Raw genomic sequence first — 21315 nt, forward strand, 5'->3', positions numbered from 1 at the left:
GAGGCGCGGGAACGGGGAGCAATAACGGCACCGCGTGCCGCTAAGCTCCGGGGAACTCGTCCGCCGCGTGCAATAACGGCACCGCGTGCCGCTAAGCCCCGGGGCATCCGCACGCCGCGTGCAATAACGGCACCACGTGCCGCTAAGCCTCGGGGCACCCGCCCGCCGCGGGCAATAACGGCACCGCATGCCGCTAAGCCCCTCGGGCACTGCCCGCAGCGTGCAATAACGGCACCGCGTGCCGCTAAGCCCCTCGGGCACCCGCCCGCCGCGTGCAATAACGGCACCGCGTGCCGCTAAGAACCTCGGGCACCCGCCAGCTGCGGGCAATAGCGACACCGCGTGCCGCTAAGCTCCTCGGGCACCCGCCCTCCCGGGCGATAACGGCACCGCGTGCCGCTAAGCTCCTCGGGCACCCGCCCTCCCGGGCGATAACGGCACCGCGTGCCGCTAAGAACCTCGGGCATCCGCCCGCCGCGGGCGATAACGGCACCGCGTGCCGCTAAGAACCTCGGGCACCCGCCAGCTGCGGGCAATAGCGGCACCGCGTGCCGCTAAGCTCCTCGGGCACCCGCCCTCCCGGGCGATAACGGCACCGCGTGCCGCTAAGCTCCTCGGGCACCCGCCCGCCACTAAGCCCCGGTCAAGACTGCGCGGCCCTTGACAGGCGTCCGGCCAGGAAGCGCCAGTCCTCTTTATCGAAAAGCACGCCCGATACGGGCGCCTTGAACACGATCTTCATGGCCGCGACCGAGATGACGATCCGGCTGAAGGCGCCGATCAGCATAGCCGTCGCAATGCCGTTGAGCCCGTAGGCCGGAGCGAGCAAGAAACACAGACCGACCGTCAGCGCCAGCGCGATTGCCTGTCTGGTGACCACGAGGCCCGGCCGCCCCATCGCGTTGAAGGAGGAAGCGAGGATCCAGGAGCCGCCGCCGACGACGCATTCCAGGGACAGCAGATAGAAAGCCGTGTCCGCCGCCAGGAACGGCTCGCCGTAGAGCAGGCCCAGCAGCCAGCGTCCGACGATAATGCCGGGCACGAGCGCCGCGAGCATGAGCGGGAAGGAAAGCCGGAACGCCCGGCTGACCTTGGCGACGACCTCCTCCTGCGAGAGTCCCGTCACCTTCGGGAAGACGACGCCCGAGATAGCCGTCTGGACGATGTTGAACACGCGGGACAGCGTGTACACGACCGTGTATAGTCCGAATTCCCGGGGCGCGAGCAGCGACAGGATGATCAGCTTGTCGCACTGCGTGTAAAGCGTGCCGAGCAGTTCGACGCCGTACACTCTGCTGCCGTAGCCGAACAGCGACTTGATCGGGCCGCGCTCGGCGGATTTGGCGGCGCTTGCGGACGCGGTGTCCTTTTTCCCGAACCAGCCCACCGCCAGCTCCCGTCTCAGCCGGAACAGCGCCCAGCAGACGACGCCCAGGCTCGTGACGAGAAACATGAGCGCCGAGGAAAACTGGCTTAAGTACCCGCAGACCCACAGGGCGAGAAGTCCGATCAGATTGCTGAGCGGCACGTACAGCCGAATGCCGTTGTACAATCCGAAGTTCTCCATGCTCTGCGCGAGCGCCGACAGCAGGTTGACCATGAGCAGCAGCGGCAGCGTGAGCACGGTGTACCACCGCGCGATGGCTACGATATGGTCGCCGTAGTTGCCGAGCCAGGCGGGCATGCACATCCAGGCGACCGTGCCTGCGATCACGCATACCGGCAGCTGGAATAGAAATCCGGCTCTGATGTAGGCCGGTCCGTGCGTAGGATGCGTCCGCCGGTTGAAGATCAGCGACGTCGGCAGTCCGAAGCTGAGGACGCCGGCCAGCAAGGTCGACCAGAAGAGGATCGCCGAAAACTCGCCCTTGCCCGCTACGCCGAACATGCGCGCCGTCACGATCGAAGTGACGGTGCCGAGCAGTACGATGATCAGGTTGGCGGCGCTCGTCTTCATGATCGCCGTGAGCGCCCCTCCGCCGCTCCAGAGGCGGCTTAGCCTCTTCATTCGTACGTGCCCAGCACGCCGCTGATCTGCCCGTTGTTATAGGCGATCCGGCTGACGTTGCGGAATACACGCCGCCTGTCGTACAGCACCGGCAGCGAGAGCAGCACGATGATCGGCAGCTTCACGACCGATCTTGCGAACACGCGCATCTTGCGCTCCGAGCTGACCGCGCTGCTGACGCCCTGCCAATAGATTCGCCTGAGCAGCCACTTGCGGCTGATGCGGCTGCGCGGAATTTTATGCAGCACCGATGCGTGCGGCGTATAGTAGACCGAATACCGGGTGCGGATGCGGTCGATCAACTCCCCCTCCTCGCTCGAGAGCAGGTTGCTTCCGACGCGTCCGAGGTCCTCGCGGAACAGTGCCGCCATATCGAGTGCCGAGCGCCTGAAAGCCACATTGGCGCCGAACGGAATATGCGGCCGCTTCATCTCCACGATGTCTTCCGAATAGTCGAGGATCGTATAGAGCGTTCGGTTCTCGGGCGCGAGCCAGGCGGGCGCTTCGCCCTCCCAGGCCGGATCTATTCTGCCGCCCACGACGCCGATGCGGGCATCCCGCTCGAACAGGGCCACGATGCCGGCGATCCAATCCTCGGACGCGACCGCGTCGTCGTCCAGGAACAGCACGTACTCGCCCTGCGATTCGCGGATCGCCCGATTGCGGGCGACGGAGAGGCCGAGCCGCGCCTCATAGATATAGCGGACCGGGAAGCTGACCATCCGCTCGATTTCCTCCACGGTCTGCGCCGTAGAATCGGTCGAGCCGTTGTCGACGACGATCGCCTCGAAGGCGTCGAACCGCTGCTTCAGCAGGCTGAGCAGCGCCTCCCGCAGATCCGCGGCCCGGTTGTGCGTGCATATCGCTACCGTTGCTTTCATGCGTTCACCTCTTGCGGTATCCGGCCGGCGTAGACCGCGAGCATCCGGTCCGCGATGCGGTCCCAGTCGAGCTCCCTGAGCTTGTCCGCGATCCGCTGCTCCGTCTTATGCCGGTCCATGTTCATCACGTCTAGCAGCGCTTTGCGCAGTCCGTCCTTGTCGTCCGGATCGTACAGGACGCCGCAGCCTTCGGACACGTACTCGCCGAGCGAGCCGAGCCGCGGCGCCACGACGGGCTTGCCGAAGGTCAGCGCCAGGATGGCGCTCCCGCTCGTCGTGATCTGCCGGTATGGCAGCACGACCGCGTCGGCCGCTAGCAGATAGTCGGCCAGCTCGCCGTCGTCCACGAACGACGAGTGAAGCTTGATCGCTCCCGCTTCATCCCCCGCCTTGCCCTCGCCGATGAAGCCGAGGTCGTAGCCCGTGTCCGCTTGTCCCGCGATCAGCAGGGCGGCATCCGGCGCTGCGAGCGACCGGTAAGCCGACACGAGCTGTTCGACGCCTTTGTACCGGTTGATCCTGCCGACGAACAGATACAGGAACCGGTCCTTCGGGATGCCGAATCTGGCGCGCATATCGATGCCGCGGCTCGGATAGGCATCGTCATAATGGCCGTGCGGCGTGACGACGATCTTGTCCTCCGGGACGCCGAACACCTCGGCCGCTTCGCGCTTCGACGATTCGCTCAGGACGAACGCGGCGTCGCACAGGCCGAGCAGCCGCTTGCGGACGAAAAAGTCCCAGCGCGACTTGCCCTTGTGCGGCCAGATGTTGTGAATCGTCCAGAACAGCCGCACCCCGAGGAATTTGTACCAGTACAGCAAAAAAATAAAAAACAGCGACTTGACGACGGTCAGCGGAAAAACGGAAGCCTGGTACGTATAGCTCGGCCAGTGGATATGGACGATATCGCCCCGGCGCGGCTTGAACTGCGAGCCCTTGGCGTAATGCTCGACGCGCAGGCCGCGCCGCTCGAGCGACCTTGCGAGCAGGTCCGTGTATTTGTTGTGCGGATTCGTCTTGGGCCACATGTAAACGGTCGGCTCGCTCATCTAATGCACCTGCCCGACTGCGGTCTTGACCGGGGTATATTCGCTGCCGGCCAGCGTTTGATCGTACAGGTCGAGATGCCGGTCAAGCAGCGCGGCCTGCGTGAAGCCGCGGCAGTGCTTGAGGCACGCCGCCTGGATGCGCCGCTTCTCCTCGCCCGGAAGCGAGTGGTACGACAAAATCTTGGCCCGGATCGCCGCGGCGCTGCCCGGCGGGAACAGAAATTCCTCGGGATCGTACACCGCGTCCGGTATGCCGCCCACATCGGTTGCGTACACCGGCGTACCGACCTGGTACGACTCGATGATGACCCGGCCGAACGGCTCCTCCCACACCGAAGGAACGAAGCTGACGTCGGCCTCGCCCATCAAGCGGCGCGCCTCCGCAGGCTTCACCTTGCCCGGGAACACGAAGCGCGCGTCCTCGCGGCAATCGTCGGCGAGCTTCGCCCGCAGGCTGCCTTCGCCGCAGACGACGATGCGCTCGACGACGTCCGGCGGCAGCGACATCGCCGCTTCGATCAACTCGCGCACGCCCTTCTCCGGTTCGATCCGTCCGAAGTAACCGATGCGGAGCGGACGTCTGTCGAAGTCCTTTTCGCTGGCGGCGATGCCGCCCTCCACCGCGTTCGGAATGACCTTGGGCGCCGCGGCTGGGAACAGTCCCGCGCCCGTATGCCGTTTCAGAATGTGCGACGAGATGCCTACGACCGCCGACACATGCCGGCTGTACCCGCTTGTCGTCATCGCGTACATCCTCGCCAGCAGCGGATTTTTGATCGGCGAGCTGACCGGCGACAGCAGCGAATAGTCGCGAAGCGTATGAACGATCGGCACGTTCAGGCCGGCGGCCGCCGTCCAGATGCCGGCGCCGAACCCGGACAGGTTTTGCGTATGGATCAGATCCGGCTTGATGGCGGCCAGCCGTTCCCGCACCGCTTCGTTCATCCGCGGATTGTAAAGATCGGTCAGCCTGCGGGCGGTCCGCATCAGGACGCCCCGGCGTTTGGAATCGCCGATCCAATACAGGCTGCCGTGGGGCATCCGGTGCACGGTGACGCCGCCGATCCGCTCTTCCCGGACGCCTTCCGCGCGTCCGTGCCCGCCGAGCGTCAGCACGTGAACGTCGGCGACGGACGCGAGCGTCTCCGCCAGAATTTGCGTCGATATCTCCGCCCCTCCGATGATATGAGGCGTATACAAGCTGTTGACGATTACGATTTTCATGCGGTACGTCTCAACTCCCTATCGTTCTGCGTATCCCATTCTGCCGCCCGGGCGTCCGGCCGTCCTTCAAAAAACCCGCCCCGGATCCATCCGATCAGCAGCCAGAAGTTCACGAAGGAGTAGGAATCGAAATTCATAACGAGCGAAACGCATAACGCGAACGCGAACTGGGCGTATGGATGGCGGCGCGAGCTGCGAAGTGCGGCCGTCATGAACCCGAGGAACAGCAGAGCGCCGAGAAGTCCTTCCTCGGCAAACAGCTTGGACCACATATTGCGCGAGGTGGCCATCTCCGGATGGTCGTTCACGAGATTGGCGACCTCGGTGAACTTCATGCCGTAATCGAAGTGTCCGCGCAGCAGCTCCGCGAACTCGCGGTAATAATATCCGCCCCCGACGCCGAAAATCGGATGATGCCAAAACTCCATAAAGCCGATCGCCGGGAAAATGACGCGGATAAAAAATGAATTGTCCGACCGCAGCAGATGCGGAAAGTCGAATTGGAACCGGTCCGTGAAATAACCGCTGACCTTGAGCGTCTCGAGCAGAAACGGAACCCCGACGACAACGACGAGTCCGATGGCGCCGAGCGCGAGCAGCATGCGGAACCGGTACTTGTTAGCGATGAGCACATAGACGAGAAGCGCAATCAGCAGCACGCTGTAGGCGTAAGCCGAAAACGAAAGCACCAGCAGCACGGCGCAGCCGATGAGCGGGGCAATCGTAATTTTCCGGTAGCCTTCCTTGAACAGATACAGCAGCAGCAGGCCGCCCGTCAGCAGGTGAATGCCGCCCCAGGACGGCTCGCCAGACAGCAGCTGGATCCGTCCCTTGTACACCTTTTCGGAGAACAAGCCGGTCAGCGCGCCGGAAAAGCCGCTGCGAATCAAGTAAGCGTCCGCGAGCTGCAGCATGCCTGCCGCGAGCGGCGGCACAAAGCCGACGAGCAGGTAGACGGCAATCTGCCGGCGAAGCGCCGGATCGTTTTTGGCCTGCTCGGCGATATACAAGGACACCCTGTACATCGAGATGCCGAACATCAGCGTCACGGCGTGCTTGAGGCTCGCGCCCATGTCCCCGCCGACCGACGCGATCAGCGAATGCCCGACGCTGTACACGGCGAAGATTAGCAGCGGCACATCTCCGGGACGGAACTTGAAGTCCGTGAACAACAGCAGGAGCGAGGCGGCGAACATCGGAAACATCGCCAGCGGGCGATAAACCGAGAAGGCGAAGTATGGCAAGCTGTCATACGTGATGACCGCCAGCGAGAACAAAAACAGCGCGACGACCGAAGCGCGGACGAGATCGATCGGCTCGCCGCGATCCCGCGCTAGGATAGGATCAGCTCCATGTTTTTGCGGGTCGCGGACCCGCTGAACCGGCGGCTCACGTAACGGATCGAATTGCCCGATATGCTGTCGTTGATCTCGCTGTCGCCCATCAGCAGCAGTACGCTGCGTACCATCTCGTCTTCCGATTCGCATACGAACAGGTCCTCGCCGTTGTTCGCGTCCAAGCCTTCGCTGCCGATCGCATTGGTCACGACCGGTACACCCCAGGACATCGCCTCGAGAATCTTCGTCTTGATCCCGGTGCCGAACAACAGCGGCGCGATCATAAGGGCGGAATCGCCGACGATCCGCTTGACGTCGTCCACCTCGCCCGTGACGATGACGCCGGGATGGTCGCGCTGCAGGCGCAGTACTTCGGCCGTCGGATTTTTGCCGACGATGTAGAAGACCGCCGCCGGGTTGCTCTGCTTGATTCGAGCCCAGACGCGCTCGCAAAAGTACACGGCCGCCGAGCTGTTGTGGGGAATGTCCATTTTTCCGACGAATACGACCTTGTTTTTGTCGTAAAGCCGGGAGCCTCTCGCCTGCATCCGCACGTCGGGCTCGACCTTCATCGGGACGCCGTGGCAGGACTCGTGACGCGTCGTTTTCCTGAAGTTTTGCGCTTCGGCCGGGGAGGTGAAGATCAGATGGTCGAAACGCGGGGCCACTTGCTTTTCATACTTGCCCAGCATTTTGCTCTCAAAGGCGATGAGCCACTTCTGGACGAACTTCAGGTCCGCGAACTTCTTCAGGCTGCTCGGCAGCTTGTCCGAGAACCCGCCGAGCACGGACGGAATGTACTGGAACCAGTCGAGCTGGCGGCGGTAGCGCAGTGATAAGAGATCGTCGTAGCTCAGCACCTTGCGGCCCCGGCCCGGCGCCAGATATTCGGCCACCCGCACCATATCGTAGAGCACGAAGTCCGGTTCCTCTTCGCGGACGAAGTCCCGGATCTTGCGATGCGTCTTGCGGCTGTAGTATACCGATACCTGGAGCGGCCACTTGCGCCTGATCAGCGAATGGACGACGATGTTGTACAGCTTCTCAAGCTTGCCCGGCGGCGCGAGCGTCTCCAGCCTGCCGATCTCCGGCGGTCGCTGCGATAAATATTTGGGATCGTCCACGAACGAAAGATTGACGATTTCGCTGCCGGGGTATATCTCTTTCATGTGCCGAACGTATTGCAGCAGCATGTTTTTGCGGCCGTCCGTGCCGGGAAAAGGCAGCCGATTCGTAATAAACAAAATCTTGTTCATTTGTCGCCACCCTTAAAAAGCGTCTTTGGCCCCAAGCAGCAGCTTGAAGGTCCGGAAAATGATCTTCAGATCCCCCCGAATGCTCCGTTTGCGAATGTATTCCAGGTCCAGCTCGACCATCTGCTCGAAGCTGAGATTGCTGCGTCCGGTCACTTGCCACAGTCCCGTGCAGCCTCCGCTTACGGAGAGCCGAAGCTTGTCGTAATCCGAGTACTCTTCCACCTCTCTTTGCAACGGCGGCCGGGGGCCGACGAGCGACATCTCGCCTTTGAGCACGTTCACGAGCTGCGGAAGTTCGTCGATGCTCGTCTTGCGGATGAAACGGCCGATCCGAGTAATCCGCGGGTCGTCCTTAAGCTTGAACATCGCGCCTTTGATCTCGTTTTGGGCCAGCAGCGCAGCGAGCTTCTGCTCGGCGTCGGGCACCATGGAGCGGAACTTGTACATCTTGAACTTGCGTCCGTTTTTGCCGATGCGCGTCTGTTGAAAAAAGACCGGCGCCTTCGGGCTTTCCAGCTTGATGAGCGTCGCCGTCACCGCGAAGATCGGGCTGAACAGCGCCAGCGCCACCAAAGCGCCCGCGACGTCCATGCCGCGCTTCACCGTCGTATACATAGCCAGCTTGCCGTCATTCTGGGCCGCGATCCGCTTGCGTTCGAAATCGGTCAGGCGGGCGACCAGCTCCATGTCATACCGCAGAGCCATGACTATCCCCCACTTTCTCGCGCAAGATTAGCGACTCGAGCCCGTCCATCAGGCGGTACCTGAGCTCCTCGTCGCGCAATGCAAAATCGATTGTCGTCAGAATAAAGCCGAGCTTCTCGCCGACGTCGTAACGCATGCCTTCAAAGTCGTAGGCATGAACGCCTTGCGCTTCGTTGAGCCGCTGGATCGCATCGGTCAGCTGAATCTCGCCGCCCGCGCCAACCTCGTGTTTGCCGAGAAATTCGAAAATCTCCGGCGACAGCACGTAGCGTCCCATAATGGCCAGGTTGGAAGGCGCCTGTCCGATCGGCGGCTTTTCTACAAAACGCCGCACCTGGTACAGACGACCGCGCCGCTCGATCGGATCGAGGATACCGTAACGGTTCGTCTGGTCGGTACCGACCGCCTGCACGCCGATGACCGACTTGCCTGTTTGCTCGTACTGCTCGATCAGCTGCCGCGTGCACGGCGTGTCCGATTGTACGATATCGTCGCCCAGCAGTACCGCGAACGGCTCGTTGCCGATAAAGTTGCGTGCGCACCACACGGCATGTCCGAGGCCTTTCGCTTCCTTTTGCCGGATGTAGTGGATCTCGACGTTGGACGATTTGCGAACCTTGCTCAAAATATCGAGCTTGCCCTTCTCCTCCAGCGTGTGCTCCAGCTCGAAGGCGATGTCGAAGTGATCCTCGATCGCCCGTTTTCCTTTGCCCGTTACGACGATAATATCTTCGATTCCGGATTCGATCGCTTCTTCTACGATGTACTGTATGGTCGGTTTGTCGACGATCGGCAGCATTTCCTTGGGCATTGCCTTCGTGGCAGGCAGGAAGCGCGTGCCAAGACCAGCCGCAGGAATAATCGCTTTTCTCACTTTTTTCATACGCTCTCACCCCATCCGTATTTCTCTTTAGATTTTCTATTCGAAGCGCTGTTCCGGGAATAAGTGTTAAAAAGCATTTAATTCGGATTCGTGGGCTATTCAAAATGAAATAGCGTCCAGAAAGCAGTTAACCTAGCCTTTTGCGCCCATTTGGCTGCACGATGCTTTAATTAAATGCCTTTTAACATTTATTTGGACCAGACTTGGCTTCCGGTCGTAAAATAGCTGCTTTATAGCAACTACGCCCGCCAGAAGCCAAGCTGCCCATTCTAAATAACACATTTCAGGGCATTGAACCCATCCTCACGCCACACCCCTGACGATAAACGTCTAAGGTCCGCTGACCCACAGCATGGCCGAGTGCCTCCAGTGATAAAGGAGCAGGAGACATTTCCTTGGAACGCGCGTCGTTCGATCGAAGCTTCCTAGCGCCCCCGGCGGTTAAATACCGCGCCTACGACCCGGACCCGTCCGGACGAGAGCGTCTCCTTCGCCTTCAGCACCGCATCCATCTTCGTCTTGCCCTTGCGGATGACGAGGACGGCGCCGTCGCACTTGTCGGCGACGATCATCGCGTCCGACGCGGCAGCCATCGACGTCGTGTCGACGATGACGATATCGAAGCGCGCTTTGGCAGTCTCGAGCATGGCGCTCATCGCCTCCGAATCAAGCAGCTCGGAGGGATTCGGCGGCATCGGCCCCGCGCATACCACTTGCAGATTCGGGTATGCCGTGCGGCGAGCGACCTGGTCCAGTTCGCCTTTGCCGGCCAACGCCGTGCTCAGACCCGCGTCGTTCGGCAGATCGAAGATTTGATGCTGCACGGGCGACCGAAGATCCGTATCCAGCAGCAGTACGCGCCGGCCGGCTTTGGCATAGGCGACCGCGATGTTGGAGGACGTCGTGCTCTTGCCTTCCCCCGGCTCGGCGGATGCGATGGCGATCGTCTTCATGCCCTCGTCCCGGACCGACCATTCGATGCCTGTCTTTAACCTGCGGTACGTATCGGCGGCCGCCGATTTCGGATTTTGCGCCGCGATCAATCCACGTTTACGCATCCAGCGTGACATTCGGCTTCCCCCTCGCTCCCATCGTCGTTCGTTCCGAATCGTCGGGTCCGATCAAGTCCCGATTGCGAATCCGCGGTATGTCGGCCAGCAGCGGCAGTCCCAGCTTGGCGCGCACCTCTTGTTCCGTCTTGACCGAATCGTCCATATGCTCCAGCAGAAAGGCCAGCGCAATCCCCATCAGGATCGACAGCACGAACGCGATCGCTACGTTCTTGACGGGACTTGAAGTGATCGACCCTCCGCGCGCTTCCGGGTCGGCCCAGTTAAGGACGGAGACATTGTTCAGATTCATGAGCGTGCGAATCTCGGATTGGAACACCTTGGACACGGCGTTCGCCATGTTGGCGGCTCTGGCGTACGAGCCGTCCCTCGCGATCACGGTCATGATCTGGGTCTCGCTCACGGACGAAATGCCGATTTTACCTGCGAGCTCGCCTGCCGATGTATGGAGATCGGGATAAGCCGCGGCGACCTTTTCCAAAATTCGAGGCGTGAGGATCAGCTGCTTGAAGGTTTTGATCAGCAAAATGTTGGAGTTGATCGCGCCGGCGTCGGGCGCTGAGGACGTATTGCCGGGGGCTTCGCTTTGATACACCATCAGCTTGGCGGCTGCCTGATAAGTCGGTCTCTGTTGCGTCGTATAATATCCGACCGCCGTACACAAGACGATCGTAATTAAGGCGATCAGCCATAGCCTTTTCCTGATTACGCTCCAATATCGTTGAATTTCCAAAACGCTTCACTCCGATGCTGATTTCTTTTGAAAATGAAATAAATATCAGAATTTTCTGACTTGATTTCCGATATTCGTTTTCGTTTTGGCCTCCCCTGCCTCGTCCTGTTTTTATTGTAAATCGGCCGCGACTTTCAAAACTATTACGCGGCAGGATGATTTTGCTTCTTCTTCGGAAGCCATCATCGTGCCGCGTCGGTAGGTATGGATATTATACTTTAGTACCATTCGGAAGCGCGAAGCCGCTCTCCGTGCGGATATCCGGCGGCGCGAAGTCGCCGATCCCCTGCGACTGCGCGAACAGGGCCGCCTGGGTCCGGTCGGTCAGGTTCAACTTTTGAAAAATGCGGCTCACGTGCTTCTTGACCGTGAACTCGCTGATGACCAGCTTCTTGGCCACTGCGCCATTGGACAAGCCTTCCCCGAGCGCGACCAGTACCTCCCGCTCCTTCGGGGTGAGCTTCTCCAGCGGATCCTCCGATTCCTTGCGCAGCAGCGTGCCGAGCAGACTCTGGTCGAAGTACTTGCGCCCGCGGCCGATCATCTTGATGGCGAGCAGAAGCTCGTCCGGCGCCGCATCCTTCAATACATAGCCGTCCGCCCCGCATTCCTTGGCTCGGCGAATGTCGGCCTCCGAAGCCGAAGAGGTCAGCATCATAAACCGGCAGTGCAGACCCCGCAGCGAACGAACGAGGTCGTAGCCGGAATCGGCGCCGAGCCGGATGTCCAATATGACAAGATCGGGATTCGTAGTTTCCACGACCGAAAGCGCGCCTAATACGGTTTCCGCCTCGCCCGCGATCTCGATGCCTTCTTCACCCGACAGGACGGCTCTCAGTCCCTTGCGGACGAGCGGATGATCGTCAACGATTACGATTTTCATGTCATCACTTCCTTAAAGCTTGTTTTAGTTCTTCTCTTCGCGCACGTCGGACAGCGGCAGGCGCGCAACGATACGCGTGCCGCCCCCTTCATCGCTGTCGATCTGCAGGCTGCCGCCCAGCGCGGCGGCGAGCGTCTTCATATTACTCAGCCCGAAGCCCGAAGTTTCCTCCCGCTGCAGCACGCCGCCGACGTCGAACCCTTTGCCGTTGTCCGAGATCCGGAGCGTGGCCGAACACGGCCGAAGCGTCAGCTTGATGTCGATGGCGGTGCATTCGCCATGACGGATCGCATTGGAGATCGCCTCCGCAATGATCCGGTACAGCGCCTTCTGATGGTGAACGCTAAGACGCCGGTCGGGCGCGGGCGGCCTGAACCGGATCCGAACGCCGCTCAGCTTCGCCTGGCTCGCGAGCAGCGACTCCACGCCGCCGAGCCACGAAGCGCCCCCATGGTCGGATACGCTCAGGTCGTATATCGTCTTGCGCAGCTCCCGCGTCGCTTCCGCCGCAGCCTCTTGAATGTCGCGCAGCAGCGCCAGATGCTGCGCGCTCGTCATTTCTTCCCAATCGTGCTCCGCGGAATGTACCGCGTAGGTGATGCCGAATAGATGCGGGCAAATGCGATCGTGGAGCTCTTCTGCGATCCGGTTGCGTTCCTCGAACAGTAAGTACGGTTCCACCTTGCTCTGCATGGCCATCCAATCATCGCCTTTCCCGTCATGTATGATAATGAGAAATTTCAAATCTTTTCGTCAGGGTCCCTCACTTCTAGGCATCGACGTTCATTTTCAACATACCTTGCCGAAATTGACATGCCCATGCTACGGGAGTACCGATTATTGACTGGGTAGTTAGATAAGGTTTGATGTGCCTTCGGTCATGACCAAGGGTGCGTACGGATGCTTTTCGATCCATAATTACCCAATCTTTCATCGCCGGACGTATGCCATAGTGCGGACTCCAAGTCGAATTTGCGAATGACATAATTTGCAAGGCTGCATGTCTTGATATCAAGATTTTGGTTCTTTAGACCCACTTTTCCGTACGAACGGCTTCAGGAGAATTTTTTAATTTAAATCCATAATTTGTATGAATTCTATGATAAAGCGTTTTTATAAAGATATTCTCATACGGAACGGCAGCGTCAAATTGAAGCGTGGCGCGGCTTTGAATGAGAATCATGAGAAAAAGCAAACGCATACATGCGTCAATGCGTACCATTGAAGAAAGCCCTTATCCACGAATGGAAAGGGCTTTTGTTAGACAAAATGTAATCGTTTTCGTCATTCGGACCCGACGTGAGCTATTCGTCCTCCCATGCCAGACTCCAACGAGTGCGATATTGTACGAGTTTAGGCGCCGGATCGGCAGGGACAGCCGACAGCACAAGCCGCAGCTTCGTAATCCAGCCGTCAAATACATCATAGGAAGCGAAAAGGTTCGCCGTAGCCGGGGTCATGTAGACGAAATGCGGCCCTGGCAGCGTTTCCGTCAAGTGGCGCAGCGCAGCCTCCATAGGCGTATACTTCTTTCTTTTGCCTTCCCAGCGGTCGATCTCGGGTACAGGCTCGCTCGATTCGCGTTCCCGCGCCCACTCAGCCAGCCTCTTTTCCCGCTTGTAATAGGCGCTTACCGGGGTCTTGGACATTCGCCTCGCCGTCTCCTCGTGAATCGGATAGAGCACGAACCTTGCAAACGAACGCGCCTTGGCGGTCTCGGCGGCGATGCCGAGCATTTCGTCCGACGTCTCCTCGAACGAATCGTAGTAGATCAGCGTGCCTTTATCCCGCTTGGCCGGCGGCTCGTAGCCGAAAGGCACCTGACCTGCAATCGGGGTCATCTTCGTTCCTCCCTTGCTGTGTCATTGGCTAGCATGGCCTAACGGATCGCCTTCTATCGGTCGCGCGCACAACCTTGTCGGCGCCGCATGGACTTACCGATTCAGATTCCCTATAATGATAAAAATTCAAATGTAAAATGGCAAGGAGACGAACGACAGATGACTTACTCCCGCGTGTTTCAAGGAACGGCGTTTACCGCCCGCTCCCCCAAAGCAATCGACATTTTAAAGGACCATCTGTTCTGCGTCAATGCTGACGGCGTCATCGCGAGGACGATCGCGCCGGATGCGCCGGATTACGAGGCTGTTCGAAGCGAATACGCGGATACCGACCGCTATCGGAAGCTCGCGCCAGGGCAGTATTTGCTGCCCGGCTTCGTCGACCTGCACGTGCATGCGCCGCAGTGGGCGCAGTCCGGCACGGCGCTCGACGTGCCGCTTTACGATTGGCTGCACACCTATACGTTTCCGCTGGAGTCCAAGTTCGCGGATCTGAGCTTCGCGGCCGAAGTATACGGCGATCTTGTCGCCGCTCTGCTCGCGAACGGCACGACGACCGCTCTTTATTTTGCCACGATACACAAGGAAGCCAGCCTGCTGCTGGCCGAGATCTGCGCGAAGAAGGGACAGCGCGGTCTGGTCGGCAAAGTCGTCATGGACGATCCGGCGCAAAATTCCGCGTACTACCGCGATGCAGATGCCGCGGCGGCGCTGGCCGACACCGAGGCGTTTATCGTTGCCGTCAAGGCGCTGGCGAAAGGCGTCAAGCAAGGCGTATATCCCGTCGTGACGCCAAGGTTCATTCCGAGCTGCACGGACGAGGCGTTAGCAGGACTGGGCGCGCTCGCCGCGAAGCACGACACGCATGTGCAGTCTCATTGCAGCGAGAGCGACTGGGCGCACGGTTACGTGCAGGAGCGGCTGGGCAAACGCGACGCCGTCGCGCTGCGCGACTTCGGGCTGCTCGGCGACAAGTCCGTCATGGCGCACTGCAACTTCCTCGACGAAGACGACGCGGCTCTCTTCGCCCGGACGGGAACGGCGATCGGGCACTGCCCGATCTCCAACGCCTACTTCGCGAACAGCGTCATCCCGATCGCCCGCTGGATGGAGAAAGGCGTGGAGATCGGCCTCGGCTCCGACGTCTCGGGCGGCTACTCGCCGAGCTTGTACGACAACGCCCGGCAGGCTGTCATCTCCTCCAGAATGCTGGAGGACGGCGTGAATCCGGCTCTCCCCGCAGACGCGCGCGGCGTGCCGGCATCCCGGATCACAATCGACGAAGCCTTCTACCTCGCGACGGCCGGCGGCGGCGAAGCGTTGAGCTTGCCGATCGGCCGGTTGGCGGAGGGCTACGCCTGGGACGCGCAGGTCGTCGACATCGCGCTCGCCGGGGCAAGGCTGCCCGTATTCGGCGAGGATGAGCCGCTGCACGAGATTTTCCAGAAGATCTTGTACCTCGTGCGTCCGGAGCACATTCGGGAGGTATGGGTGCAGGGCGAAAAAGTCCATTCGCGCGCATGATCGCAGCCATTGCCTTCCATTGTGGAGGCGATGGCTTCTTTGTTCGGCGCGTTGGCGACATCCCATTTTGCCGGAAGGTGGCTAAACGCATGAAACGGATGAAACGGATGGACGAAAAAGGTTGCCTTCTCGGAAAAAAAGCAGTTCGCAGAGGTCGTCTGACCGCTGCGAACTGCCCAGCCCGAACGTGTTTCTTCTATATTAAATAGTACGACATTAAATAGCACGACAACTCAGGCTCCGCACATTGGCTGCTGCGGATTTCCCCGCTTATGCAACCGAGGCAAAAATGTTATGATGAGATGGACAAGGCTTCCATTCGCTCACGATATTTTATTTTCGGGAAGGAGCAACATCGATGAACGCGGAACAACTGGAACGGATTCGCACGGGAAAGGGCTTTGTCGCGGCCCTGGATCAGAGCGGCGGGAGTACGCCGAAGGCGCTGCTGCAGTACGGAGTACCGGAGAACAGCTATTCGGGCGAGGAAGCGATGTATGCGGTCGTTCACGAGATGAGAACGCGCATCATCAAAAGCCCGGCGTTCGATTCGCAGCACATCCTCGGGGCTATTCTATTCGAGAATACGATGGACCGGGAGATCGACGGCCTGCTGACCGCGGATTACTTGTGGGAAAAGAAAGGAATCGTGCCTTTCCTCAAGGTGGACAAGGGGCTTGCCGAGCTGGCGGACGGCGTTCAGCTGCTGAAGCCGATCGACGGACTCGACGCGCTGCTCGCGCGTGCCGTCGAGAGACGAATTTTCGGGACCAAGATGCGCTCACTCATTAAAGAAGCGAATCCGGCGGGAATCCGGCAGGTCGTGGAGCAGCAGTTCGCCATCGGCAAGCAGATCGCGGCGGCTGGCCTCGTGCCGATCATCGAGCCAGAGGTGGACATCGCCAGCGCTGACAAGGCCGAATCGGAAAAGCTGCTCAAGGCCGAACTCCTCTCGCAGCTCGCCGCGCTCGAACCGGACGTCAAGGTCATGCTCAAGCTGTCCATTCCGACGGAGGACAATTTCTATGCCGAGCTGATCGAAGAGCCGCATGTGCTGCGCGTCGTTGCGCTATCCGGCGGTTACTCGCAAGCCGAAGCGAACGAGCGTCTCGCACGCAACAACGGCCTGATCGCGAGCTTCTCTCGCGCGTTGTCCGAAGGCCTCAGCGCCGGACAGTCGGACGAGGCGTTTAACGAGAGGTTGTCCGAATCCGTGCGTAATATATACGAAGCTTCTATTAAATAAGTGTAAAAGAATCGTCAAGACCCCGGGCTCCGAGAGCCCGGGGTTATTAGTGTGCGGCGGAGCTGCAATCCGGCGTCGGGGGCGCGACAATGAGGGCTGGAACGCGGGCAATTGAGCGATCGCCTTCTCTACAGCAGACGATGGCGCCCTGTCTCCCTCCGACACTCCCCGCCCCCTCCTACGTCCGCCGCATGTATGCCCGCACCGTGATCGGCGCGAAGATCGCGACGATGACGGCCGCGCCGATCAGCGAGATGCCAAGGTCCCAGCCGACGGTGCCTGAATTCGCAAGGTCGCGAACGGCCGTCACCAGATGCGAGATCGGATTGATGTCGGCGAACCATTGCAGCCACTTCGGCATCGTTTTCGTCGGCACGAAGGCGTTGGAGAGGAAGGTGAGCGGGAACAGTACGATCATCGAGATGCCTTGCACGCTCGAAGCCGTCCGGGCGATGACGCCGAAGAACGCGAAGATCCAGCTGATGGCCCAGGAGCAGAAGATGACGAGCAGCGCGGCGATCGCGACATGGCCGAGGCCGCCGTCCGGGCGGTAGCCCATCAGATAGCCCATGCCGAAAGTGAGCACCGTGGCGATCGTATACCGGATCGTATCGGCTAGCAGCGCCCCCGCGAGCGGCGCGATACGCGCGATTGGCAGCGACTTGAAGCGGTCGAATACGCCTTTGTCCATGTCCTCGCGCAGCTGCACGCCGGTGACGATCGAGGTCGTGATGACGGTCTGCACGAGTATGCCCGGAATGATGACGGGCAAATAGCTGATGACATCGCCCGATATCGCCCCGCCGAAAATATAGGTGAACATGAGCGTAAAAATGATCGGCTGCAGCGTGACGTCGAACAGCTGCTCGGGCGTGCGCCGAATCTTGAGCAGGCCGCGGTACGCCATCGTCAGCGAGTGGCGGACGGATTGGCCGAAGCTCGTGCGGTTTTTAAGCCGGGCGCCCGGATGGACGGCAGTCGTGCTTTTCATAGCGTAACCTCCTGTTTGCGGCGGGATGCTGGCGCATCCGGGGCAGGCTCTTCCTGCGCGCCATGGCCGGTAATCGTCAAGAACACTTCGTCAAGCGTCGGCTTCTGCACGCTGATCTCGGAGAGTCGGATGCCCGACTCGCGCAGCGCGACGAGCAGATCTGTCACGCGATCGGCGTCCGCCATCGGCGCCGTGATCTTGCCGGCCTCCGACGTCACGCTGGACGTCACCTGGAGCACCCGCTCGACGATTCGCCTCGCTTCCGCGATCGCTGGTTGATCTTGCACCCTTAGGTGAAGCGATGAAGTGCCGACCGATGCCTTCAACTCGTCGACGGTGCCTTCGGCGACGACGATGCCGCGGTCGATGACCGCGATGCGGTCGGCCAGCTGATCCGCTTCATCCAGATATTGCGTCGTGAGCAGGACGGTCGAGCCCGTCTTCACCAGCCTGCGGATCGTCTCCCACATCTGGGCCCGCGTCCGCGGATCGAGTCCCGTCGTCGGCTCATCCAGGAAGATGAGCGGCGGCTGCGCAATCAGGCTCGCGGCAAGGTCCAGTCGCCGCCGCATGCCGCCCGAGAAGTTTTTCAGCGGCCGCTTGGCCGCCTCCGTCAGGCCGAATTCCTCCAGCAGCTCGGCGGCTTTCCGCCTCGACTCGGCACGGCCAAGCCCGAGCAGCCTGGAGAAAATAATGAGATTTTCCGTGGCGCTGAGCGACTCGTCGACCGAGGCGTACTGGCCCGTCACCCCGATCAATTGCCTGACGATCTGGGATTCCTTCGTCACATCGTGTCCGAAAATTCGCGCCGAGCCCCCATCGGGCTTAAGCAGCGTCGCCAGCATCCGGATCGTCGTCGTCTTGCCCGCGCCGTTGGGACCGAGCACTCCGTAGATCGAACCTGCGCGCACGTTCAGGCTTACGCCGTCCACCGCGCGATTGCTGCCGAACGCTTTGACGAGCCCCGACGCTTCGACGGCCCATTCGCCGACGTATGCCGCCTTATCCTTTGCATGTATCGCGTTCATCGTCATTCTCCTTCTGTTGAAATGATTAATATGGATACTAAGGCGAGAATGTGAATTGAATATGAACCGTTCCCCCGATGCTGAAAAGCTCATAAGCGCAAGCGGGTTCGACCATAATAAGGAGCGCGAGCAACAACAGCGAGGAGGCATGGCGATGGACGATTCCGGATATGCGTTTGCGACGCTCGAGGATGAGCAGCTTGACGAGCTGAAGCGGCTGGAGCAGGAACTGACGACTGCCAGCGGGCATGCGGTCACATTGATCGCCTACGAAAAAAAGGATGCGGAATAACGAAAAAGAGGCCTCTCGGGCCTCTTTCGTCGTCACGTAAGCTGTCTGGCGACATCGATGATTTTTTTGTCGCTCAGGTACTGCTCCATCTGCTGCTCGGCCGCCATGACGACCTTCTGGATCATGCAATCCTCGCCGTGGCTCAGGCCGCACTCGAAGATCGATGCCGTCCCTTCGATCGCATGGATGACGTCCAGAAAAGAAATTCGTTCGTAATGGGCCTTAAGCCGGTAACCGCCGTTCGCGCCGGAAACGGAGCCGATCAGCCCCGCCTTGACCAGCTTGCTCAGCATTTTGGACAGATACGTCTGGGAAACGCCGAGTCTGTCGGCAAGCACCTGCACCCCTACGGGCTTGTCCGGCGCCTGGCTCATCAGAAACATCATGGCATGGAGCGCGTAATCCGTCGCCTGCGAAAACTTCATTGGGACACCTCGATGATGGACTTTGTATGCCCATGATAGCCTCGGCTGGACGCTAAAGCAAGTCCGTATCCCAAGCCGGATTCCATACGATCTCCCACAAATGACCGTCCGGGTCCATGAAGTGTCCGGAATATCCCCCCCAGAACGTATCGTGCGCGGGATCGGTGACGACGGCCCCCGCCTGTCTCGCCTGGTCCATGACGCGGTCGACCTCTTCCTTGCTCGCGACGTTATGTCCGATCGTCATTTCCGTAGAACTGGGCGGCGTCTGGGCCACCTTCGCCTCGTGCGCGAGATCCCGGCGGCGCCAGATCGCGAGCTTCAAGCCCGCTTGCAAATCAAAAAAAGCGACCGCGCCATGCTCGAACTCCGTTCCGACGATGCCTTCCGTAGGCAAACCCAGCCCGTCTCTGTAAAAGAGAAGCGATCTCTCGAGGTCTTCGACGCCCAAAGTCAGTACCGTGACGCGCGGTTTCATCGTTCATTCCTCCCATCGTGGATGGATTGTCTCATACGGCCTGCGCCCGCAACTGCGTGCCTTCCGCCTTGCTTTTAAATTACCCGCCCGCAGATTAAACGACGTTGGAATTGTCGACCGCGTCCGTATCGACCGTATTGGTCCTGCTCAGCTGGTTATTGCTGACGCTGCCGAACGCGTCCCCTGGCGAAAACGAAGCCGCTCCGCCGTAATTTTTGGAGGTGCTGGTCAGGGAAATGAACCCTGTATCGCCAAATTGGACATTCGAGCCCTGGTTGACGTTAAGAATTTTTACTTTACCAACTATAGAGGGCATGGCAATTACCTCATCGGTAAGTTTTTAACGCTTGTGATAAGGTATGAAAAGCGGGCGTTCGCCGTGACCTTTCCTGAGACAAATATATAATCTCGTTAACGCGTCGCGCTCAGCTTCTCGATCGCCTGCGGCTCCGTCGGCAAGAAAAAAATATCTTTGCCTTGATTGCATTCGTAAATAAAATCGCGTAAACTCTTGCTCGCATAACCGGTGAAGTCTCCGACGATCGCGAGCTTCACCTGATAGTTAACGAACTTTTGCGCGATCTCCCCGGCCAATCCCGTCTTCAGGTCGTAAAACCCGGCGTCCAGCATCGCCCCGTCGATCACGATGCGATCGGCCCCCGTCTCGTACCGCACGGTCGCCATCATATCCAGCGCGGCTTGAACGTCCCCGATGACTTCGCCGCTTACGACGACCACCGGCTCGCGCCCGTCCGCCTCGACCTTCGCTATTTTCCACATGCCTATTCGCCTCCACGCGGCCGCGTTGATCGCGGCTTCTTCGCCTTTTTTGCTTATTCCTCGCCGATGTATCGATTGTGCTCGCCATCGTAATAGATCGGTTCGGAGCCTTGCCTCTACTCCGACATTAGACGACGTATACAGTTGTTGTCAATTCCCTCATGCACGGGGTTAAAGGAGGGATGCAACATGAACGGCAAAAAGCCCGGCACGAGGCCGGACTTCGATCGAGCTAACCAGAATAGAATTGGAATGATCGCTTCAGGACGCGGACGCCTGTGCGGCTTCAGGCAGCGGATGTCTGACGACTTTGACCTCATAGAAATTGATCTTGTTGGAAATGATGTATTCCGGCTTTTCGCGGTGGCTGTGCGATTCCCGGAAGGCTTCGCTCTTCGTCCAGGCCTGGAAGGATTCCTTGTTCTCCCAGCGGGTGCTGACGGTGACTTCGTCGTATTCCTTCGTATTTTCGGTCAGCATGACCTCGAGCCCGAGAAAGCCGTCCATGCCTTCCACCTTGCCGACCTTGTTGAAGCGCTCGATCAGCTTGTCGCCGTTGCCCTTCGTGATATGAGATACGTTCGTTACGATAACCATTATTGTTTCCTCCTTCGGATGAGTTCCGGTATGATATGAGATTTTATGTTATAAATGTAAGATCCAAGTATGAATGGCGCA

General features: G+C 59.7%; 23 protein-coding genes. 3 read left to right on the top strand and 20 right to left on the bottom strand.

Going from position 1 to position 21315, the window contains the following annotated elements:
* Positions 1-643: 643 nt before the first annotated feature.
* From KB449_RS18365 to KB449_RS18425, 13 genes are all read right to left on the bottom strand, one after another.
* Positions 644-2008: a lipopolysaccharide biosynthesis protein gene (locus KB449_RS18365; protein ID WP_282909756.1), complete on the bottom strand. Its 1365-nt coding sequence runs from the start codon at positions 2006-2008 to the stop codon at positions 644-646.
* Positions 2005-2889 (bottom strand): glycosyltransferase, encoded by an 885-nt coding sequence (locus tag KB449_RS18370; protein ID WP_282909757.1) that lies wholly within the window; start codon positions 2887-2889, stop codon positions 2005-2007. The genes KB449_RS18365 and KB449_RS18370 overlap by 4 nt, the downstream gene beginning before the upstream one ends.
* Positions 2886-3941 carry a glycosyltransferase gene (locus KB449_RS18375; RefSeq protein WP_282909758.1) on the bottom strand — a complete coding sequence of 352 codons (1056 nt, stop codon included), beginning with the start codon at positions 3939-3941 and terminating at the stop codon, positions 2886-2888. Before KB449_RS18375 ends, KB449_RS18370 begins: the two co-directional genes overlap by 4 nt.
* The gene (locus KB449_RS18380; RefSeq protein WP_282909759.1) at positions 3942-5165 is read right to left on the bottom strand and encodes a glycosyltransferase family 4 protein; all 1224 of its coding nucleotides are present in this window, start codon (positions 5163-5165) and stop codon (positions 3942-3944) included.
* Positions 5162-6442 carry an O-antigen ligase family protein gene (locus KB449_RS18385; RefSeq protein ID WP_282909760.1) on the bottom strand — a complete coding sequence of 427 codons (1281 nt, stop codon included), beginning with the start codon at positions 6440-6442 and terminating at the stop codon, positions 5162-5164. Before KB449_RS18385 ends, KB449_RS18380 begins: the two co-directional genes overlap by 4 nt.
* A 56-nt stretch (positions 6443-6498) precedes the next feature.
* Positions 6499-7758 carry a glycosyltransferase gene (locus KB449_RS18390; RefSeq protein WP_282909761.1) on the bottom strand — a complete coding sequence of 420 codons (1260 nt, stop codon included), beginning with the start codon at positions 7756-7758 and terminating at the stop codon, positions 6499-6501.
* A 12-nt stretch (positions 7759-7770) separates the two neighbouring features.
* Positions 7771-8463, bottom strand: a complete 693-nt coding sequence (locus tag KB449_RS18395; RefSeq protein WP_282909762.1) for a sugar transferase — start codon at positions 8461-8463, stop codon at positions 7771-7773.
* Entirely contained in the window at positions 8447-9346 is a 900-nt protein-coding gene (gene galU / locus KB449_RS18400) for a UTP--glucose-1-phosphate uridylyltransferase GalU (RefSeq protein ID WP_282909763.1), read from the bottom strand. The genes KB449_RS18395 and galU overlap by 17 nt, the downstream gene beginning before the upstream one ends.
* Before the next feature lie 425 nt (positions 9347-9771).
* A complete protein-coding gene (locus KB449_RS18405) occupies positions 9772-10416 on the bottom strand; it encodes a CpsD/CapB family tyrosine-protein kinase (RefSeq protein WP_282909764.1) in 645 nt (214 codons plus the stop codon).
* The gene (locus KB449_RS18410) at positions 10397-11149 is read right to left on the bottom strand and encodes a YveK family protein (RefSeq protein ID WP_282909765.1); all 753 of its coding nucleotides are present in this window, start codon (positions 11147-11149) and stop codon (positions 10397-10399) included. The genes KB449_RS18405 and KB449_RS18410 overlap by 20 nt, the downstream gene beginning before the upstream one ends.
* Before the next feature lie 211 nt (positions 11150-11360).
* Positions 11361-12032, bottom strand: coding sequence for a response regulator (locus KB449_RS18415; protein WP_282909766.1), 672 nt, complete (start codon positions 12030-12032; stop codon positions 11361-11363).
* A gap of 24 nt (positions 12033-12056) precedes the next feature.
* Complete coding sequence (locus KB449_RS18420; protein WP_282909767.1) at positions 12057-12731, bottom strand: sensor histidine kinase; 675 nt, start codon at positions 12729-12731, stop codon at positions 12057-12059.
* 605 nt (positions 12732-13336) lie between these two features.
* Positions 13337-13873, bottom strand: coding sequence for a hypothetical protein (locus tag KB449_RS18425; protein ID WP_282909768.1), 537 nt, complete (start codon positions 13871-13873; stop codon positions 13337-13339).
* 159 nt (positions 13874-14032) lie between these two features.
* Here KB449_RS18425 and guaD point away from each other — a divergent pair, with 159 nt between their 5' ends.
* Positions 14033-15397 carry a guanine deaminase gene (guaD, locus tag KB449_RS18430; protein WP_282909769.1) on the top strand — a complete coding sequence of 455 codons (1365 nt, stop codon included), beginning with the start codon at positions 14033-14035 and terminating at the stop codon, positions 15395-15397.
* 358 nt (positions 15398-15755) lie between these two features.
* Positions 15756-16643, top strand: coding sequence for a fructose bisphosphate aldolase (locus KB449_RS18435; RefSeq protein WP_282909770.1), 888 nt, complete (start codon positions 15756-15758; stop codon positions 16641-16643).
* A 178-nt stretch (positions 16644-16821) separates the two neighbouring features.
* Here KB449_RS18435 and KB449_RS18440 read toward each other — a convergent pair whose 3' ends face one another.
* Together KB449_RS18440 and KB449_RS18445 are read right to left on the bottom strand one after the other, a co-directional pair.
* A complete protein-coding gene (locus KB449_RS18440; RefSeq protein ID WP_282909771.1) occupies positions 16822-17634 on the bottom strand; it encodes an ABC transporter permease in 813 nt (270 codons plus the stop codon).
* The gene (locus tag KB449_RS18445; RefSeq protein WP_282909772.1) at positions 17631-18662 is read right to left on the bottom strand and encodes an ATP-binding cassette domain-containing protein; all 1032 of its coding nucleotides are present in this window, start codon (positions 18660-18662) and stop codon (positions 17631-17633) included. Before KB449_RS18445 ends, KB449_RS18440 begins: the two co-directional genes overlap by 4 nt.
* 154 nt (positions 18663-18816) lie before the next feature.
* Here KB449_RS18445 and KB449_RS18450 point away from each other — a divergent pair, with 154 nt between their 5' ends.
* Positions 18817-18954 carry a hypothetical protein gene (locus KB449_RS18450; protein ID WP_282909773.1) on the top strand — a complete coding sequence of 46 codons (138 nt, stop codon included), beginning with the start codon at positions 18817-18819 and terminating at the stop codon, positions 18952-18954.
* Between the two features lie 32 nt (positions 18955-18986).
* On the opposite strand, the gene KB449_RS18455 is transcribed toward KB449_RS18450, so the two are convergent.
* The 5 genes from KB449_RS18455 to isdG form a co-directional block, all read right to left on the bottom strand.
* Complete coding sequence (locus KB449_RS18455) at positions 18987-19379, bottom strand: RrF2 family transcriptional regulator (protein ID WP_282909774.1); 393 nt, start codon at positions 19377-19379, stop codon at positions 18987-18989.
* Positions 19380-19431: 52 nt separating this feature from the next.
* A complete protein-coding gene (locus KB449_RS18460) occupies positions 19432-19857 on the bottom strand; it encodes a VOC family protein (RefSeq protein WP_282909775.1) in 426 nt (141 codons plus the stop codon).
* A gap of 94 nt (positions 19858-19951) precedes the next feature.
* On the bottom strand, positions 19952-20173 hold the full coding sequence (locus tag KB449_RS18465; protein ID WP_282909776.1) for a spore germination protein: 222 nt from the start codon (positions 20171-20173) through the stop codon (positions 19952-19954).
* Positions 20174-20268: 95 nt separating this feature from the next.
* On the bottom strand, positions 20269-20637 hold the full coding sequence (locus tag KB449_RS18470) for a DUF4180 domain-containing protein (RefSeq protein ID WP_282909777.1): 369 nt from the start codon (positions 20635-20637) through the stop codon (positions 20269-20271).
* A 261-nt stretch (positions 20638-20898) separates the two neighbouring features.
* The gene (isdG, locus tag KB449_RS18475) at positions 20899-21234 is read right to left on the bottom strand and encodes a heme oxygenase (RefSeq protein ID WP_282909778.1); all 336 of its coding nucleotides are present in this window, start codon (positions 21232-21234) and stop codon (positions 20899-20901) included.
* Between the last annotated feature and the right edge of the window lie 81 nt (positions 21235-21315).

Origin of the sequence: Cohnella hashimotonis (genome assembly GCF_030014955.1) — a bacterium.
In the GTDB taxonomy this organism is placed as follows: domain Bacteria; phylum Bacillota; class Bacilli; order Paenibacillales; family Paenibacillaceae; genus Cohnella; species Cohnella hashimotonis.

Coding starts and splice junctions, on each gene's coding strand:
- KB449_RS18365 (WP_282909756.1), bottom strand. CDS start 2,008: ATGAAGAGGCTAAGCCGCCTCTGGAGCGGCGGAGGGGCGCTCACGGCG.
- KB449_RS18370 (WP_282909757.1), bottom strand. CDS start 2,889: ATGAAAGCAACGGTAGCGATATGCACGCACAACCGGGCCGCGGATCTG.
- KB449_RS18375 (WP_282909758.1), bottom strand. CDS start 3,941: ATGAGCGAGCCGACCGTTTACATGTGGCCCAAGACGAATCCGCACAAC.
- KB449_RS18380 (WP_282909759.1), bottom strand. CDS start 5,165: ATGAAAATCGTAATCGTCAACAGCTTGTATACGCCTCATATCATCGGA.
- KB449_RS18390 (WP_282909761.1), bottom strand. CDS start 7,758: ATGAACAAGATTTTGTTTATTACGAATCGGCTGCCTTTTCCCGGCACG.
- KB449_RS18395 (WP_282909762.1), bottom strand. CDS start 8,463: ATGGCTCTGCGGTATGACATGGAGCTGGTCGCCCGCCTGACCGATTTC.
- galU (WP_282909763.1), bottom strand. CDS start 9,346: ATGAAAAAAGTGAGAAAAGCGATTATTCCTGCGGCTGGTCTTGGCACG.
- KB449_RS18405 (WP_282909764.1), bottom strand. CDS start 10,416: ATGTCACGCTGGATGCGTAAACGTGGATTGATCGCGGCGCAAAATCCG.
- KB449_RS18415 (WP_282909766.1), bottom strand. CDS start 12,032: ATGAAAATCGTAATCGTTGACGATCATCCGCTCGTCCGCAAGGGACTG.
- KB449_RS18420 (WP_282909767.1), bottom strand. CDS start 12,731: ATGGCCATGCAGAGCAAGGTGGAACCGTACTTACTGTTCGAGGAACGC.
- KB449_RS18425 (WP_282909768.1), bottom strand. CDS start 13,873: ATGACCCCGATTGCAGGTCAGGTGCCTTTCGGCTACGAGCCGCCGGCC.
- guaD (WP_282909769.1), top strand. CDS start 14,033: ATGACTTACTCCCGCGTGTTTCAAGGAACGGCGTTTACCGCCCGCTCC.
- KB449_RS18435 (WP_282909770.1), top strand. CDS start 15,756: ATGAACGCGGAACAACTGGAACGGATTCGCACGGGAAAGGGCTTTGTC.
- KB449_RS18440 (WP_282909771.1), bottom strand. CDS start 17,634: ATGAAAAGCACGACTGCCGTCCATCCGGGCGCCCGGCTTAAAAACCGC.
- KB449_RS18445 (WP_282909772.1), bottom strand. CDS start 18,662: ATGAACGCGATACATGCAAAGGATAAGGCGGCATACGTCGGCGAATGG.
- KB449_RS18450 (WP_282909773.1), top strand. CDS start 18,817: ATGGACGATTCCGGATATGCGTTTGCGACGCTCGAGGATGAGCAGCTT.
- KB449_RS18455 (WP_282909774.1), bottom strand. CDS start 19,379: ATGAAGTTTTCGCAGGCGACGGATTACGCGCTCCATGCCATGATGTTT.
- KB449_RS18460 (WP_282909775.1), bottom strand. CDS start 19,857: ATGAAACCGCGCGTCACGGTACTGACTTTGGGCGTCGAAGACCTCGAG.
- KB449_RS18465 (WP_282909776.1), bottom strand. CDS start 20,173: ATGCCCTCTATAGTTGGTAAAGTAAAAATTCTTAACGTCAACCAGGGC.
- KB449_RS18470 (WP_282909777.1), bottom strand. CDS start 20,637: ATGTGGAAAATAGCGAAGGTCGAGGCGGACGGGCGCGAGCCGGTGGTC.
- isdG (WP_282909778.1), bottom strand. CDS start 21,234: ATGGTTATCGTAACGAACGTATCTCATATCACGAAGGGCAACGGCGAC.